Below are 15,243 nucleotides of genomic sequence, written 5' to 3'. Positions count from 1 at the left end.
GTGAATGCAAATGGCACGAACGATATCTGTGCTGAAATGGGAGAGCGAAGAGGAGGTCGAAAACGCCGTCCATGACATCAAGACGGAGATGGACCAGCGGGGCGAACTCACCAAGGAGACGGAGCGGGCGATGCAGCACTCGCTCAGGATAGCCGACCCAGACCTTACAAACCACTTCCTCCAGCGGGTCCGGCAACAGGTCCCCGAGGCGTTGCACTACTTCGAGGAGGCAGGCGGCGGGGCGTGAACGGAAGAAAATGTGGCGAACGGAACATGACTGGTCGCATCTTCGCGTGAAGCATTAGTATACGTGAACGTAGTGAGCACCTCCAGGTGCGAGCACGACCGAAGAGACGATGAGTGCCGTGATCTTGCGGATAACAGCGCGGACGTACAGAACTTAAAGGGAGATGAGAGTTATTGGCATCTAATGGTGCCCTAACTCCGCTCCTGCGGTGCTCGTGCTCCGGACGTTCCGTCCGTCGCATTCGAAAACGCTTCGCGTTCTCTCAAGCTCCGGTTCTAACGAACCGTCGCACCTCTCAACCGCACACCGGGTTCTTCCGTCACTTCGCCGACCACCCGGGCGTCGGGGATGACCGCCTGAATTGCGGCCACGCTTTCGGCCGGGGCGACGAAAGCGTAGCCCATGCCCATGTTGAAGGTGCGGTACATCTCCATCTCGCTGATCCCGCCGGTCTCCTGCAGCCAGCGGAAGATGACGGGGACGGCGAGGGGATCGGTGATGGAGAACCCGTACTCCGTGAGCCGCTGGAAGTTCAGGAGGCCCCCGCCGGTGACGTGACACATCCCGTGGACGGTGCAGACCTCCGTCACCCGGAGCACCTCGTGGTAGATCCTGGTCGGCGTCAGGAGTTCTTCGCCGAGGGTCTTGCCGTTCGAGAGACGGGTATCGTAGGATCCGCAGTCCTCGACGACCTTGCGGGCGAGCGTTAAGCCGTTGCTATGGACGCCGCTCGAGGGGACCCCGACGATCAGGTCGCCGGGGACGATCCCCTCGCCGGTGACGACCTTCTCCTTCTTCTGGACCCCGAGGCAGGTTCCCGCGAGGTCGAGGCCGTTCACGAGCCCCTTGAGGGTCGCGGTCTCGCCGCCGACGATGTTCATGTTCGCAAGCCTCGCCCCCTCGTTCAACCCTTCGCCGATCTGGGCCATCTTCTCGGGCGAGAGCGCGTCGGTCGCAATGTAATCGACGAACGCCACCGGTTCGAGGTTCATCACGTAGAGGTCGTTGACGTTCATCGCGATGCAGTCGATCCCGACGGTGCTCCAGTCACGAAGCGCGTCCGCGACGAGCATCTTGGTGCCGACGCCGTCGACCGCGAGCGCGAGAACGTACGGCCCGCAGTCGATCAGCCCGGCAAAGTGGCCGACCTTCCCGAGCATCGGGAACGCGCCGGTCCTCCGGTAGGTGAGGCCGTCGATCAGCGCCCGGACCGCCCGGGCCTCGAGGTCGATATCGACCCCGGCTTTGCGGTAGGTATGTTCTTCTTCAGTCATCTGAGTTCTCCGAGAGACGGAATTCGTCGTGCAGTACCTGCAGGGCACGTTTGCCGTCCCCGTCTGTCACGACGAACGAGACGTTCACCTCGCTTGAGCCCTGCGAGATCATCATGGTGTTGATAGAGGCCCGGCCGAGCGCGGAGAAGATCCGGCCCCCCGTCCCCGGGGTGCCGGCCATCCCCGCACCCACGACGGCGACCGCGGCGACGTCCCGGTCGTAGGTGACCTCTCGCACGATACCCTGCTTCGCTATCGGGTTGAGGGCCCCGATGGCGGCGTCCAGGTGAGACTCGTCGATGATGAGAGAGATGTTGGCCTCGCTTGAGCCCTGCGAGATCATCATGACGTTCACCTCCCGCTCGGCAAGCGCGGAGAAGATCGTCTTCGCCACGCCGGGGCGGCCGACCATCTGGGCGCCGTTGATGTTGACCAGCGCCACCTTCTCGATCAGGGCGATGGCCTTGACCACCCGCTTCTCCTGGTGCTTGTCGCGAAGGACGAGGGTGCCGGGGACTTCGGGCTTAAAAGAGTTCTTGACCCGGATCGGGATGTCCTTCTGCATCGCGGGTTCGATCGAACGCGGGTGGAGGACCTTTGCACCGAAGAAGGAGAGTTCCATCACCTCGAGGTAGGAGATGTCGTCGAGGACCCGAGCATCCTTGATGATCCGGGGATCGGAGGTCATCACCCCGTCGACATCGGTCCAGATCCAGATCTCGTCGGCATCGATCCCGGCGCCGACGACGGCGGCCGAGTAGTCGGAACCGCTCCGCCCGAGCGTGGTGATGACGCCCTGCTCGGTCGCTCCCATAAAGCCCATGATAACCGGGACGGCATCGACGAGCAGCGGGGCGACCCGGCTCCGGATGCTCGTCTCGCTCGCGGGGAGGGCGCGAGCGTCCCCGTGGTTCGCCGTCGTGACGATCCCGGCCTCGGCGCCGTCGAGGACGACCGAGGAGATGCCACGCTGCCGGAGGGCGGCGCTCACGATCGGGGCGGAGAGCCGCTCTCCGAAGGAGATGATGTAGTCGCGGGACCGGGGAGTCAGCTCCTTGAGGGTATGCACCGCGGTGAGGATGTTCTGCAGTCGGGTGAGCCGGTCGTCGATGACCGCCGTCACCTCGTCGACGTAGTCGGGAGCCGTCTCGCCGAGGAGCCGGGTGTGCCGGGTCCGCATCGCCGACAGAAGCGTCCCGATCGGGGGTTGCTCCTTGCTCGTTATGACCTCATCGGCCACCGCGATGATCTGGTCGGTGATCCCCGAGCATGCTGATACGACTACCGCGACCTCGTCATCTGCTGCACGGTGCGATTCCACGATGTCTGCGACCCGCCGGATACAGTCTGCCTCACCGACGGAGGTGCCGCCAAATTTCATTAAAAGCCTCATTCTGGCTCACTTGTCCCCTGCAATTACTTTATGGTATTATACAACGCACCGACTAATAAGATGCTTGTAGACGAGATTGTGGACGCGCACGTGCTGGTTATCGGAAGTGGCGGCGCCGGGGTACGGGCTGCCGTCGAGGCCTCCCGGTACGGCGGTGTGGTCCTGGTCTCCAAGACCATCGCCGGCAAGGGCGGGTGTACGACGATGGCGGAAGGCGGGTTTAACGCCGTGCTGCGCGACCGGGATTCCGTCGAGGTTCATCGTGAGGACACGCTGAAGGGCGGGGCATACCTCAACGACCCCGCTCTGGTGGACGCACTGACCCGTGAGGCCCCCGAACGGATGGCGGACCTCGTCCGGTGGGGTGCGGTCTTCGACGTGACGGAAGACCGACAGGTCGCGCAGCGGCCGTTCGGCGGGCAGCGGTTCCCCCGGACCTGCTACGCCGGGGACCGGACCGGCCACGAGATGATCATGACGCTCCTCGACCGGCTCGACGCGACCGATACACACCTCTACCAGGAGGTCTCGGTCGTCGACCTCGTAAAAGACGAGAACGGCGCCGTCGCCGGCGCCGTCGCTCTCGACCGGGACGGGAACCCCATGCTCTTCCGGGCCGACGCCACGGTGCTCGCGACCGGCGGAGGGACGCAGGCTTACGATATATCCACGAACTCCGCCGCCGGAACCGGGGACGGGTTCGCCATGGCCTACCGGGCGGGTGCGGAACTGATCGACATGGAGATGGTCCAGTTCCACCCGACCGGCGCGGTCTACCCCTACGACGCCCGCGGTCGCCTGGTGACGGAGGCGGTCCGGGGCGAGGGGGGTATCCTCTTAAACGCGCGGCGGGAGCGGTTCATGGAGCGCTACGACCCCGAGCGGATGGAACTCTCCACCCGGGACGTGGTTGCGAGAGCGATCGCGACCGAGGTGCTGGAGGGCCGGGGGACGAACCGCGGCGGGGTCTACCTGGACGTGACCCACCTCCCGAGAGAGAGGATCGAGACCCGGCTCCCGGTGATGCTCGAGCAGTTCCTCGCGTTCGGCGTGGATATCCGGCGGGAACCGATGGAGGTGGCGCCCACCGCCCACCACATCATGGGCGGGCTCCGGATCACCCCGGAGTGCCGGACGACCATCCCCGGCCTCTTCGCCTGCGGGGAGGTGACCGGGGGGGTGCACGGCGCAAACCGCCTCGGCGGGAATGCCCTCGCGGATACGCAGGTCTTCGGGAAGCGCGCCGGGGAGTTCGCCGGGAAGGCACCGGAACGGAGCGGCCGGATCGATCCCGCCCGGGTCGATGAGGTAACCCGGATGCTCGATGGGTTCTTCGAGGGAGTAATAAGCCCTGCAGAGGTCAGGAAGGACCTGAAACTCACGATGTGGAACCAGGCCGGGATCTTCCGGAACGCCCCCGACCTCCGGACGGCGCTCGGGCACGTCCGGCGACTGGCGGACAAGCGGCTCTGCGCTGCCTCGACCGCGAACCTTCTCGAGTGCTGCACGATCCGGAACATGTGCACTACGGCGTCCCTGATCGTCAGGTGCGCTCTACTGCGGCCCGAGAACCGGGGGGCTCACGTCCGGCTGGACGCTGAGGTCGCGACGGACCCGGCGACTTCGCCGTTTTCCCACACCTACGTCTCGCTCGCGCATGAAGGGATCGAGCGGCGGGAGGTGCCGGCATGAAGGAGATCACGATCCGGGTCTCGCGCTTCGACCCGGCCGTGGACGCGGAGCCGCACTTCGAGGAGTACGCCGTCCGGGTAAATGAGGGTGCCCGGGTGCTCCACGCCCTCCACGCGGTCCACGATGAGCACGACCCGACGCTCGCCTACCGCTACTGCTGCGGGTCCGGGCAGTGCGGGAGCTGCGCCGTCCGGGTGGACGGGAAGCCCGGCCTGGCCTGCATGGAGGAGGCCCGCGACGGTATGACGATCGAGCCGCTGGACCTCCCGGTCTTGAAGGACCTGACGGTGGACATGAGCCCGGTCATCGCGAAGATCGCCCGGATATGTCCGGCGCCGGATGCAGGACTCCCGTCCCTGGAGGAGATCGAGGCGATCAAGCCGCTCCGGGACTGTATCGAGTGCCTCTCCTGCGTATCGGCCTGCCCGGCCCTCCAGGTGACGGAGTTCGCGGGGCCGACGGTGCTCCGGCAGGAGATGCGCCTCGCCCTCGACCCCCGGGACTCGGGGGACCGGATCACCGACGCCATCGAGAAAGGGCTCTTCTACTGCACGACCTGCAAGCGGTGCACGGAGGTCTGCCCGAAGGAGATCGACGTCCCGGGCAAGGCGATCGAGAAGCTCAGGGAGCTCGCGAACCGCCGCGGGCTGACCCTCCCCCGCCACCAGGAGGTGGCGCGACTGGTGCAGGAGACGGGACGGAGCGTCGAGCGGACGCAGCCGACCTTCCTCGAGCAGGTGCCCGAGGTGATCGAGCCCGACGGCCCCGTCCGCGGCGAGGTGGGGTTCTTCGTCGGGTGCATGTTCAACGGCCGGGTGCCGCAGACGGCGCTCGACGCGATGGAGGTCATGAAGCGCAACGGGATCCGGGTGATCGTCCCCCACGACCAGGTCTGCTGCGGCTCGCCGCTGATCCGGACGGGGCAGACGTCGTATGTCGCTGACCTGAAGAGGAAGAACATCGAGGCCTTCGCCCGCCGGGGGATCAAGACCGTGATGACGATCTGCGCCGGGTGCGGGGCGACGCTGAAGAACGATTACGAGACGCCGTTCGAGGTCAAAGACGTCACCGAGATCCTGACGGAGTACGGGATCGAGCTCCCGGCGAAGCTCGACGTCAGGGCGACCTACCACGACCCCTGCCACCTCCTCCGGGGCCAGGGGATCAGCGAGCAGCCGCGGGTGCTTCTCCGGCAGGCCGTCCGGGAGTTCGTGGAGATGCCCTCGCAGTGCTGCGGCGCCGGCGGCGGCGTCCGGTCAGGGGTGCCGGAGGAGGCGAAAGCGCTCGGGGCGAAGCGCGACGAGGCCGTGAAGGCGACCGGTGCGGACGTGGTGGTGACGGTCTGTCCGTTCTGCGAGTTCCATATTGCGGATAGTACGGACGCACCCGTGAAGAACCTGACGACGATCCTGCTTGAGGGCTACAAAAAGAAGGACGCGGAGCGGAAGGGCTCTGCGTAAACTCCGAAGAACTCTTTTTTACCCGGCGAGCGGCCGATACCAGACGTTCATACTCTCGAACCCGCCGCAGATGTTGGTGTTGTTGACCAGGGTTCCGGCCCAGGCATACCCGGCCCGGGCAAACGTGATGTTGATCGAATACGAGAGCGCCCGGGCGATGGTGAAGGCGGTCTTCATCCCGGCCGCCCACATCTCCTCCTCCATCCGGGAGAGGAGATAGCCCGAGAGGTTTCGGCCCCGGAAGTCCGGGTGCACGGCGAAGTCGGTCATCTCGATGTTCTCGTCGTCGGGGTAGATCTCCGCCGAGGAGGCCGCGGCAAGCCTGCCGTCGGCGGTGCGGACGCTGAAGTAGCGGTAGTCCCCGGCCATCGTCTCCCGCAGGTAGCCGGCATCGGCGATGGGGAATGGGTAGGTCGCAAAGACCTCACCGTAGAGCGCGGCAAGGTCGTCGGCGTCGTCCTCCGTTGCCACGGAGTATTTCCAGCCCGGCGGGAGGCCGGCAGGGCGGGCATCGCCGGCCTTCTCACGGACGGCCGCGAGAACCCCGGCGGTATCGGCCGACTCCTGCCGGCGTTTCCGGTCGAGGAACTTTGATGCGAAACAGCCGTCTTCCCTGCCCCGGAAGAACCGGGGAACCCGCGCCTCGACGACGTAGCCGCGGGCGAGGAAGAGGGGGAGGGCGGAGGCGGGCACCTTGGCAAATATCTTTGTGTAGCGCTCTCTCTGTGCGAGCCCGTCCAGGTCGTCCAGGATGCCGGGGAGGTCGCGGGGGGAGAGGTGCATCACGTAGATGCGGTCGCTCACCCGCCCGTGCTGGACAAGGGTGCCGCCGATCGTCGTGACAGTATCAGTTGTCATTTCTCCGTTCGAACCGCTCGGTGTGCTCCGGGACGAGCGCTGTCGTCGGGTCCTCGTCGGAGAGGAGTTTGACGATCCCGACCGCTCTGGACTCGTCCGCACCCTCGAGCCTCAGGTACTGCCCGCAGGTCGCGCACTTGCGGTCGCACCAGACCGGCTCGTAGGAGTCGGGCTCCCGGTAGGTGGTGATCACCCCCTCGAAGTTGCGCAGCACCACCCGGTTCGTGGCCCAGGAGATGAGGTACTGGGGCATCACCGGGATCTTCCCGCCGCCCCCGGGAGCATCGATGACGTAGGTCGGGACCGCAAAACCACTGGTATGCCCGATGAGGCTCTCGATGATCTCGATCCCCTTGGAGACCGGGGTGCGGAAGTGGGCGAGCCCCTCGGAGAGATCGCACTGGTAGAGATAGTAGGGGCGGACCCGGTTCCGGACGAGTTTCTGCACCAGGGTCTTCATGATCCGGGGGCAGTCGTTCACCCCCGCCAGGAGGACGGTCTGGTTACCGAGCGGTATGCCGGCATCGGCAAGCCGTGCGAGCGCTTTCTCCGAGGACGCGGTGATCTCCGCCGGGTGGTTGAAGTGGGTGTTCACCCAGAGCGGGTGGTGGCGGGCAAGCATCGCGACGAGGTCCTCCGTGACCCGGTAGGGGAGGACGACCGGGATCCGGCTGCCGATCCGGACCACCTCGACGTGCTCGATGTCGTCGAGTTCGGTCAGGATCCAGTCGAGGTAGTCGTCGGGGAGCATGAACGGGTCGCCCCCGGAGAGGAGGACGTCCCGGATACCGGGGTTCTCCCGGATGTAGTCGAGGCTCTCGACGATCTCGGCTTCCGACGGGATGGAGTCGACGTCCCCTACCTTCCGCTTCCTGGTGCAGTGCCGGCAGTACATGGCGCAGACGTTGCTGACCAGGAAGAGCACCCGGTCGGGGTAGCGGTGGGTGATGCAGGGGGCGGGGCTGTCGGCGTCCTCGGCGAGCGGGTCCGCCAGATCATCAGGCTCGACCTGCAGCTCGGCCGGCGACGGGAAGCACTGCATGAAGATCGGGTCGTTCCAGATGTCCTTCGCGTCGATGAGCGAGAGGTAATACGGTGTTATCCGCAGGGGGAACCTGCTCGCGGTCTCTTCCAGCGCCCGCCGGTCGTCCTCTCCGAACGATACGCCGAGCAGCCGCTCGAACGTGGAGATATCGGTGATCGCATGCCGGACCTGCCACCTCCAGTCCCGCCAGACTTCCGCGGCGGTGCCTGCATCGATCCTTTCTGCTATCTCCTGCTGGTTGGTTGATAAAATGACCATTTGCAGTTCCTCCGGGTCACACTGTACCGCCAACCATATATAACAGGATCGATCTCAGATTAACGGGCCCTGAATGGCAAACAGAGCATTTAAAATCGATATTGCGGGACGGAGCGCCCTGCCCCGGCGGTTCGCGGGGCGTCAGTCCGGCCCTTCGCCGCGTTTCAGGAGCATCATGCTCGTAAAGATCCCGGAGAAGACGACCTGCATCCCGGCGAGGAAGAGGGCCAGCGCCCAGACGGCGTTTGCAATCTGGAAGAGCGGGCCGAACCCTGTGGCGGCCCAGTCCCGGAGGATGCCGAGCCCGACGAGGCCGCCGCCGGCCATCAGCAGGATACCGGCGAGGAGTTCCCACTCGAGGTTGTGGTAGTTCATGAGCCGGGAGATGAACGATCCTGCCTCGCCGTAGCCCTGGACGGCCGAGTAGACGGCGATGTTGATCCCCGCAAAGAGCGCCTGGAGCCCGCCGACGAAGAAGAGGGCGCCGAGGATGAAGGAGTGGATGAACGAGGTCTCAACGTCGCCCCGGAAGAGGAAGATGACCATCAAAAAGAAGCCGAAGATAGTGAAGAGCAGCCCGGGGACGGTGATGAAGGGGATCGGCCGGTAGAGGAGCATGAACCGGACGTGCCGCCAGCCGTCGGAGAAGCTCTGCAGTTTCGAGGGCGCGACCCGGGCGGAGTAGGTGATGGGAACTTCGTCGATCCGGAGGTTGGCCTTCGCCGCCTCGATGATCATCTCGCTTGCAAACTCCATCCCCCCGGTCTTCAAGTTCAGCCGCTCGAGCGCCTCCCGCCGGAACGCCCGGAGGCCCGTGTGCGCATCCGATATCCGGATGCCGAATACCCGGTTGAGGAGCCGGGTGAGGAGGGGGTTACCCACGTAGCGGTGGAGGGCGGGCATGGCCCCGGGCCGGATCTCTCCCCGGAGCCGGGAGCCGAGGACCATGTCGGCGCCGGCATCGAGCGGAGCGAGGAACTTCGGGATCTCGAGGAAGTCGTAGGTGTTGTCCGCGTCCCCGATGACGATGTAATCCCCCCGGGCGCACGCGAGCCCCGCGAGGTAGGCGTTCCCGTAGCCCCGCTTCTCCGGCCGGACGACCGTGGCCCCGAGGTCCCGGGCGATCGCCGCCGTCCGGTCGTCGGACGAGTCGGCGATGATGATCTCGCCGTCGATCGAAAGATCGGCAAAGACCTGCCGGATCTTTTCGATGCACTCGCCGATGGTGGCTTCCTCGTTGAGTGCGGGGAGGACGACGGAGAGGGCGGGGGTATCCATTTTCTGGAATAGTATCGGCCTCTGGGCGTATAGAGTGTATCGATTGGAGTGCGGGGTTTGGTGGACTGGAACCGGCATGTGCTCAGGGAATAACCCCACTTTTTCCGAACCCGACTATTCAAGTACCACCAGGGTGGTCGGTGCTCCCAGGAGAGTCCGCACGGGCAGTTGGCAGCCGGGGATGTTCACATCTGACGGCTTCCCCAGATACCCGGGACCGGAACAGAAGAGAGAGGAGCACTTCCCCACCGCATTTTAGAATGACCTCAACACTAATCCGGCTGCTTGACTTGCGGCAAAGCAGGGGAACACCGCTATCACAATATAGAGGCCCGATTCGGGTTACAGGGATCCGTTTGCAGTGGATATCTCTACAAGCCCGGGGGTCTCGTCGATTGGAGAGTCCGAAGGGTCAGCCTTCGCTTCGGGTCAGAGCCGGAACAGCACAGCGAGTTTTGCATTGACCTCAGCCCTGAGGTCGTCATCAAGTTCTCCAAGTTCACCGACCATCAAATCTTTCAAGACTGTTGCAATCTTGTCCAGTCGGATCACTGAATCGACTTTGAGACCGCTCTTCAAGAAACTTGCGTGGGAAGTGGTCACCATAACCCCTGCCGAAGCGGGTCCGGCATGGATCTTTGACGAGATGAAGGCAAGGACAACATCGCGGTCACCTTCATAGAGGACGAGTGCAGGACGCAGCTTTGTTGCCGTGAGATCGGTGAAGGGAAACGGTATCAGAACGATCGTCCCTTTCATCGGTACACAGCCCTGACATCCCGGACGGTATAGAGGTCGGGCTCCTCAAGGAGAAAGGCAGAGAGCGACCGCTCAGAGAGTTTCATTACTGCCATCCTCTCCCGCTCATCGAGGAGAAGATCGATCTTCTTGGTGAGCTCCCTGATGCTCTCCTTGATCTCCCTGACGTCTGCTTCGATGCTGGTCATGAGTGTCCTCACAAGAATTATGCAGATGATCGGTGGGATATCCTATCAATCTTTGCGTTTGGCAATCGTCTGCACAGTCTCGGGACCAGGCATCGGCCATCTCCCCGGAATTCTTCTTTTTCGCACGTGGAATATGCGATTGAACACGCACAGAACCTTTTCCACTCATTGGTCCAATTATGTTCCATGCAGAACAAATGTTGTCCATTCCGGTCGTTGCTCTCCTGATCGGGGGGTTCACACACCCATTTACAGGAATCATATCGCTTACCTCATCGATAACCGGGCAATATCGGTTGCCAGGAGCATTTCAGCAGAACCGAAGAAGAGAGAATGAGTTATTCCCTGAACGCTCATCCCCATGAAATCCAGGTCGCCGCCAGCAGCAACGCCGCTGACCGGAGTGACCACAGGCGTCGTCGCGGCATCGTTCATATGGAGGGGAACCGGCTATCCGGGGGCAGCTGATGCATAGGGACAGACTGCAATGGGCGAGACGGGGCACCCACTTTACCGGCATTGTCCCGATGTATCCATTCACTCGCACTATAATCATTATACACCGCCCAAAACCCGGCGGCATCCCTTTCTCCAATAAGATATCTTTTAACTTTCCTAAACCCAATTTTGACGTAACGGACCGGAGGATCACGAAACGATGCGGATAACTGTCGTCGGCGGCGGCTACGTCGGCCTTGTCACGGGGGCCTGCTTTGCCGAACTCGGGCATACCGTCGAGATCGTCGAGATCGATGCGGGGAAGGCAGCGGCGATCAACGCCGGGCGCGCCCCGATCCACGAGCGGGGCCTCGATGCACTTCTCGAAAAGCACGCCGGCAAGCGGCTCGGCGCGGGGACGGACTACGATCCGGTCGCCGCCGCGGACCTCTCCTTCATCTGCGTCGGCACCCCGCCGGCAGCCGACGGGAGCGCCGACCTCTCGATGGTCGCCGCGGCGAGCCGGTCGATCGGGGAGGCGCTTTGCGGCGGAAAGGACCCCCACACCGTCGTCGTGAAGAGCACGGTGCCGCCGGGGACGACGAAATCTGGAGCGTCGATATAGACGCATCCGCATGGAGTCCCCTGACGGCTGAGGAGTGGTGCAGGCGAATAGTCCCGTCCCTTTCCCGATCCCCCGGTTCAAGGCTGAGATGCCGAAACGGATGTTGGAGATGTGGATTGCGGGGCAGACGATTGAGTCCTAATTCCTGGTGATATCGCGTGATTCTTAGTTGAGTTCCTGCCGATAAATATATCGAGTGAATTTTATTTTTCCAAAAAACCCGCAGATGTTAACTTTTATTTTCGAAATACTTTTATAATGAAAAATACACCCCATTGTAATTAATAAAGAACTCAGAAGGCGAAACAAATGGCAAGAAAATTCTTAAAAATGTTCATTTTCATAATTCTGCTTATCTTCTTCACTCTAAGTGCCACTGCGTCCGCGCAGCCCGACGACAACGCATCATTCACTGAGTCCGGTAATTATTCGACCTCCGAATTGGTGCCTGTGAACGAAAGCGGAAAATTGCCGTTAACCAAGAATAACACATCGCCATATTTTACTGAAGATTCGTTCACGGACCTCGCTCCCGTTGTCGGTCAACTCGATGCCCATGCGGGACCTGAAGGTCTCGATTACGTTCCTGGGGAGGTGATCGTCGAGTTCAAACCAACCGCTACGATCAAATCGGCAAACGGTCAGGAGATCTCCCAGAGCGTGCATTCACGCATCGGAAGCAGTGTCAAGAAGGACTTCACCCGGACCGGACTTGCCGGCGTTCAGTTAGTCCAGCTCTCCTCCGAGACGAGCGTCGAGGAAGCGGTGAACTTCTACCGGAGCGATCCGAACGTGCTCTCCGTATCGCCGAATTACATCGACCGGCTCGATCAAACACCGAACGATCCTCAGTTCAATGCCCTCTGGGGCCTCCACAACACCGGCCAGACTGGAGGGACAGCAGACGCCGACATTGACGCGCCGGAAGCCTGGAATCTCGCACAGGGCTCGACGGGTGTCGTCGTGGCCGTGATAGATTCCGGCGTAGACTGCACCCACCAGGACCTTGCAGCAAATATCTGGACAAATCCCGGTGAAATTCCCGGCAACGGCATCGACGACGACGGGAACGGCTACATCGACGATGTCCACGGGTGGGACTTCGTCAACAACGACAACGACCCCTACGATGACAACGGGCACGGCACCCACTGCGCCGGAACAATCGCTGCAGTCGGCAACAACGCAAAGGGCATCGTCGGGGTGAACTGGAACACGAAGATCATGCCCCTGAAGGCAGGATCTGCGGCAGGAGCGCTTACCACAGTCGATCAACTCGAGGCATTCGCGTACGCCACCATGATGGGCGCCGACGTCATCAGCTGTTCTTTCGGAGGAACTAACTATGTTTCTACCGTCCAAACCGCTATCGCGGCTTCTCCTGCCGTGGTGGTCTGCGCGGCAGGAAACGACGGTACAAACAACGACGCGATCCCTCACTACCCGGCGAACTACAACTGCGCAAACATCATCGCGGTGGCGGCGACCGACCATAACGACAACCTGGCGTCGTTCTCGAACTACGGCGCCACCACCGTCGACGTCGCCGCACCGGGGGCCAGTATCTACAGCACCGTTCCGGGCTACACGACAGTTTTTTCGGACAGCATGACGACGCTTGCCAACTGGAACGTCCAGAGCCCGTGGGGGCTGACCACGGCAGCCTACTACAGCGCTCCCTCGAGCGTCACCGACAGCCCCGGCGGTTACTATGCGAACAACGCTAACTGCGCACTAACCCGGAAGAACCCGATCGACCTCTCTCCCTCCTCTGCATCGGTGCTGACTTTTTACCTACGGGGCAACGCCGAGTACAGTTACGACGGGCTTCTTATCGAGTGCTCTCATGACGGAGCTACGTGGGACGTCATTTCTGTGGTTACCGGCGATTACAGTAATGCATGGTATATCGCCAGCGTCGATCTCTCCAGTTACTGCGGCGATTCCAGTGTCTACCTGCGGTTCAGGTTCATATCTGACGATATCTATACTTACGACGGTTACTACATCGATGATGTAGAGGTATCTCGCAACGCCGTCAACGCGAACACCTACGGCTACATGAGTGGCACGTCGATGGCGACACCGCACGTTTCCGGACTTGCAGCGCTCGTCAAAGCCGCCGCTCCGGGCCTCTCCACCAGTCAGATCAAGCAGACCATCCTCAACACCGTCGATGCCAAACCCTCGCTTACCGGCAAGGTTGCGACCGGGGGACGGATCAACGCGTACAACGCAGTAAATTCCGTTGCCACAGTGAATAACGCCGCAGTTGTTTCCGACACCATCCCCACAACCATGACTGCCGGGCAGAGCTACGCAGTTTCCGTCACCATGCAGAACACCGGCACGACAACCTGGTCCGAGGGAGACCAGATCCAGCTGGGTGCTGCCGGTGGCACCGCGGGTGAAGCGATTCTGTTCGGGCCAAGACGGGTTCCACTTCCCGCAGGAGTGACCGTGGCCCCGGGAGCGTCCCACACCTTCACCTTCACCATGACCGCACCCGCAACGGCAGGCACCTACACTCCCCAGTACCGCATGGTCTGGGAAGGACACCAGTGGTTCGGGGAGACCCTCACAAAGACCGTGCAGGTGACCGCAGCAACGCCAACGGTGGACGCAGTCGTCGTAAGTGATACCGTTCCCGCAACCATGACTGCAGGACAGAGCTCCTCGGTGTCCGTCACCATGCAGAACACCGGCACGAAGACCTGGTCCGAGGGAGACCAGATCCAGCTGGGTGCTGCCGGTGGCACCGCGGGTGAAGCGATTCTGTTCGGGCCAAGACGGGTTCCACTTCCCGCAGGAGTGACCGTGGCCCCGGGAGCGTCCCACACCTTCACCTTCACCATGACCGCACCCGCAACGGCAGGCACCTACACTCCCCAGTACCGCATGGTCTGGGAGGCACACCAGTGGTTCGGGGAGACCCTCACAAAGACCGTGCAGGTGACCGCAGCAACGCCAACGGTGGACGCAGTCGTCGTAAGTGACACCATCCCCGCAACCATGACTGCAGGACAGAGCTCCTCGGTGTCCGTCACCATGCAGAACACCGGCACAAAAACCTGGTCCGAGGGAGACCAGATCCGGCTGGGTGCTGCCGGTGGCACCGCGGGTGAAGCGATTCTGTTCGGGCCAAGACGGGTTCCACTTCCCGCAGGAGTGACCGTGGCCCCGGGAGCGTCCCACACCTTCACCTTCACCATGACCGCACCCGCAACGGCAGGCACCTACACTCCCCAGTACCGCATGGTCTGGGAGGCACACCAGTGGTTCGGGGAGACCCTCGCAAAGACCGTGCAGGTGACCGCAGCAACGCCAACGGTGGACACGGTCGTCGTAAATGAGACCATCCCTACAACCATCCCTACAACCATCCCTACAACCATCCCCACAACCATCCCTACAACCATCCCTACAACCATCCCCACAACCATCCCTACAACCATCCCCACAACCATCCCTACAACCATCCCCACAACCATCCCTACAACCATCCCTACAACCATCCCCACAACTATCCCTACAACTATCCCTACAACTATCCCTACAACCATGACCGCGGGACAGAATGATACAATTTCTGTCATCGTGCAGAACACCAGCACAAAGACCTGATTCGGGGGTAACCAGATCCCGCTGAGCGGTGCTAGGCGATGAAAGGGATGATATGACACTGTTCTGACCAATGGAGGTTTTGATCCCGACCACGTGAAGAAAGG

13 protein-coding genes are annotated in these 15,243 nt (G+C 62.3%); 5 read left to right on the top strand and 8 right to left on the bottom strand.

Going from position 1 to position 15,243, the window contains the following annotated elements:
* Positions 1 to 10: 10 nt before the first annotated feature.
* Positions 11 to 247 (top strand): hypothetical protein, encoded by a 237-nt coding sequence (locus DIC75_RS02735; protein ID WP_250986476.1) that lies wholly within the window; start codon positions 11 to 13, stop codon positions 245 to 247.
* Between the two features lie 275 nt (positions 248 to 522).
* On the opposite strand, the gene purM is transcribed toward DIC75_RS02735, so the two are convergent.
* Together purM and DIC75_RS02725 are read right to left on the bottom strand one after the other, a co-directional pair.
* Positions 523 to 1,521, bottom strand: a complete 999-nt coding sequence (gene purM, locus DIC75_RS02730; RefSeq protein ID WP_250986475.1) for a phosphoribosylformylglycinamidine cyclo-ligase — start codon at positions 1,519 to 1,521, stop codon at positions 523 to 525.
* A complete protein-coding gene (locus DIC75_RS02725; RefSeq protein WP_250986474.1) occupies positions 1,514 to 2,902 on the bottom strand; it encodes an aspartate kinase in 1,389 nt (462 codons plus the stop codon). Before DIC75_RS02725 ends, purM begins: the two co-directional genes overlap by 8 nt.
* A gap of 72 nt (positions 2,903 to 2,974) precedes the next feature.
* Here DIC75_RS02725 and tfrA point away from each other — a divergent pair, with 72 nt between their 5' ends.
* Positions 2,975 to 4,606 carry a fumarate reductase (CoM/CoB) subunit TfrA gene (gene tfrA, locus DIC75_RS02720; RefSeq protein ID WP_250986473.1) on the top strand — a complete coding sequence of 544 codons (1,632 nt, stop codon included), beginning with the start codon at positions 2,975 to 2,977 and terminating at the stop codon, positions 4,604 to 4,606.
* On the top strand, positions 4,603 to 6,066 hold the full coding sequence (tfrB, locus tag DIC75_RS02715; protein ID WP_250986472.1) for a fumarate reductase (CoM/CoB) subunit TfrB: 1,464 nt from the start codon (positions 4,603 to 4,605) through the stop codon (positions 6,064 to 6,066). The genes tfrA and tfrB overlap by 4 nt, the downstream gene beginning before the upstream one ends.
* Before the next feature lie 18 nt (positions 6,067 to 6,084).
* On the opposite strand, the gene ablB is transcribed toward tfrB, so the two are convergent.
* The 6 genes from ablB to DIC75_RS02685 all read right to left on the bottom strand — a co-directional run bounded on the left by ablB (position 6,085) and on the right by DIC75_RS02685 (position 10,887).
* A complete protein-coding gene (gene ablB, locus DIC75_RS02710) occupies positions 6,085 to 6,924 on the bottom strand; it encodes a putative beta-lysine N-acetyltransferase (RefSeq protein ID WP_250986471.1) in 840 nt (279 codons plus the stop codon).
* The gene (gene kamA, locus DIC75_RS02705) at positions 6,914 to 8,227 is read right to left on the bottom strand and encodes a lysine 2,3-aminomutase (protein ID WP_250986470.1); all 1,314 of its coding nucleotides are present in this window, start codon (positions 8,225 to 8,227) and stop codon (positions 6,914 to 6,916) included. The genes ablB and kamA overlap by 11 nt, the downstream gene beginning before the upstream one ends.
* Positions 8,228 to 8,368: 141 nt before the next feature.
* Positions 8,369 to 9,505, bottom strand: a complete 1,137-nt coding sequence (locus DIC75_RS02700) for a glycosyltransferase family 2 protein (protein ID WP_250986469.1) — start codon at positions 9,503 to 9,505, stop codon at positions 8,369 to 8,371.
* A gap of 429 nt (positions 9,506 to 9,934) precedes the next feature.
* Positions 9,935 to 10,264 carry a type II toxin-antitoxin system PemK/MazF family toxin gene (locus tag DIC75_RS02695; protein WP_250986468.1) on the bottom strand — a complete coding sequence of 110 codons (330 nt, stop codon included), beginning with the start codon at positions 10,262 to 10,264 and terminating at the stop codon, positions 9,935 to 9,937.
* Positions 10,261 to 10,452 (bottom strand): hypothetical protein, encoded by a 192-nt coding sequence (locus tag DIC75_RS02690; protein WP_250986467.1) that lies wholly within the window; start codon positions 10,450 to 10,452, stop codon positions 10,261 to 10,263. The genes DIC75_RS02695 and DIC75_RS02690 overlap by 4 nt, the downstream gene beginning before the upstream one ends.
* Before the next feature lie 267 nt (positions 10,453 to 10,719).
* On the bottom strand, positions 10,720 to 10,887 hold the full coding sequence (locus tag DIC75_RS02685) for a hypothetical protein (protein ID WP_250986466.1): 168 nt from the start codon (positions 10,885 to 10,887) through the stop codon (positions 10,720 to 10,722).
* A 223-nt stretch (positions 10,888 to 11,110) separates the two neighbouring features.
* Here DIC75_RS02685 and DIC75_RS02680 point away from each other — a divergent pair, with 223 nt between their 5' ends.
* Both DIC75_RS02680 and DIC75_RS02675 read left to right on the top strand, forming a co-directional pair.
* Positions 11,111 to 11,515 (top strand): hypothetical protein, encoded by a 405-nt coding sequence (locus tag DIC75_RS02680; protein WP_250986465.1) that lies wholly within the window; start codon positions 11,111 to 11,113, stop codon positions 11,513 to 11,515.
* Positions 11,516 to 11,824: 309 nt separating this feature from the next.
* The gene (locus DIC75_RS02675) at positions 11,825 to 15,139 is read left to right on the top strand and encodes a S8 family serine peptidase (RefSeq protein ID WP_434220817.1); all 3,315 of its coding nucleotides are present in this window, start codon (positions 11,825 to 11,827) and stop codon (positions 15,137 to 15,139) included.
* Positions 15,140 to 15,243: the final 104 nt, after the last annotated feature.

Source organism: Methanoculleus oceani, from assembly GCF_023702065.1.
Taxonomy (GTDB): Archaea; Halobacteriota; Methanomicrobia; order Methanomicrobiales; family Methanoculleaceae; genus Methanoculleus; species Methanoculleus oceani.
Note: the sequence above shows the minus strand (reverse complement) of the source record. Positions and strands in the feature narration are given on the sequence as shown.

Bases quoted from the DNA above. Each gene is read 5' to 3' on its own strand.
- DIC75_RS02735 (WP_250986476.1), top strand. From the start codon at position 11: ATGGCACGAACGATATCTGTGCTGAAATGGGAGAGCGAAGAGGAGGTC.
- purM (WP_250986475.1), bottom strand. From the start codon at position 1,521: ATGACTGAAGAAGAACATACCTACCGCAAAGCCGGGGTCGATATCGAC.
- DIC75_RS02725 (WP_250986474.1), bottom strand. From the start codon at position 2,902: ATGAAATTTGGCGGCACCTCCGTCGGTGAGGCAGACTGTATCCGGCGG.
- tfrA (WP_250986473.1), top strand. From the start codon at position 2,975: ATGCTTGTAGACGAGATTGTGGACGCGCACGTGCTGGTTATCGGAAGT.
- tfrB (WP_250986472.1), top strand. From the start codon at position 4,603: ATGAAGGAGATCACGATCCGGGTCTCGCGCTTCGACCCGGCCGTGGAC.
- ablB (WP_250986471.1), bottom strand. From the start codon at position 6,924: ATGACAACTGATACTGTCACGACGATCGGCGGCACCCTTGTCCAGCAC.
- kamA (WP_250986470.1), bottom strand. From the start codon at position 8,227: ATGGTCATTTTATCAACCAACCAGCAGGAGATAGCAGAAAGGATCGAT.
- DIC75_RS02700 (WP_250986469.1), bottom strand. From the start codon at position 9,505: ATGGATACCCCCGCCCTCTCCGTCGTCCTCCCCGCACTCAACGAGGAA.
- DIC75_RS02695 (WP_250986468.1), bottom strand. From the start codon at position 10,264: ATGAAAGGGACGATCGTTCTGATACCGTTTCCCTTCACCGATCTCACG.
- DIC75_RS02690 (WP_250986467.1), bottom strand. From the start codon at position 10,452: ATGACCAGCATCGAAGCAGACGTCAGGGAGATCAAGGAGAGCATCAGG.
- DIC75_RS02685 (WP_250986466.1), bottom strand. From the start codon at position 10,887: ATGAACGATGCCGCGACGACGCCTGTGGTCACTCCGGTCAGCGGCGTT.
- DIC75_RS02680 (WP_250986465.1), top strand. From the start codon at position 11,111: ATGCGGATAACTGTCGTCGGCGGCGGCTACGTCGGCCTTGTCACGGGG.
- DIC75_RS02675 (WP_434220817.1), top strand. From the start codon at position 11,825: ATGGCAAGAAAATTCTTAAAAATGTTCATTTTCATAATTCTGCTTATC.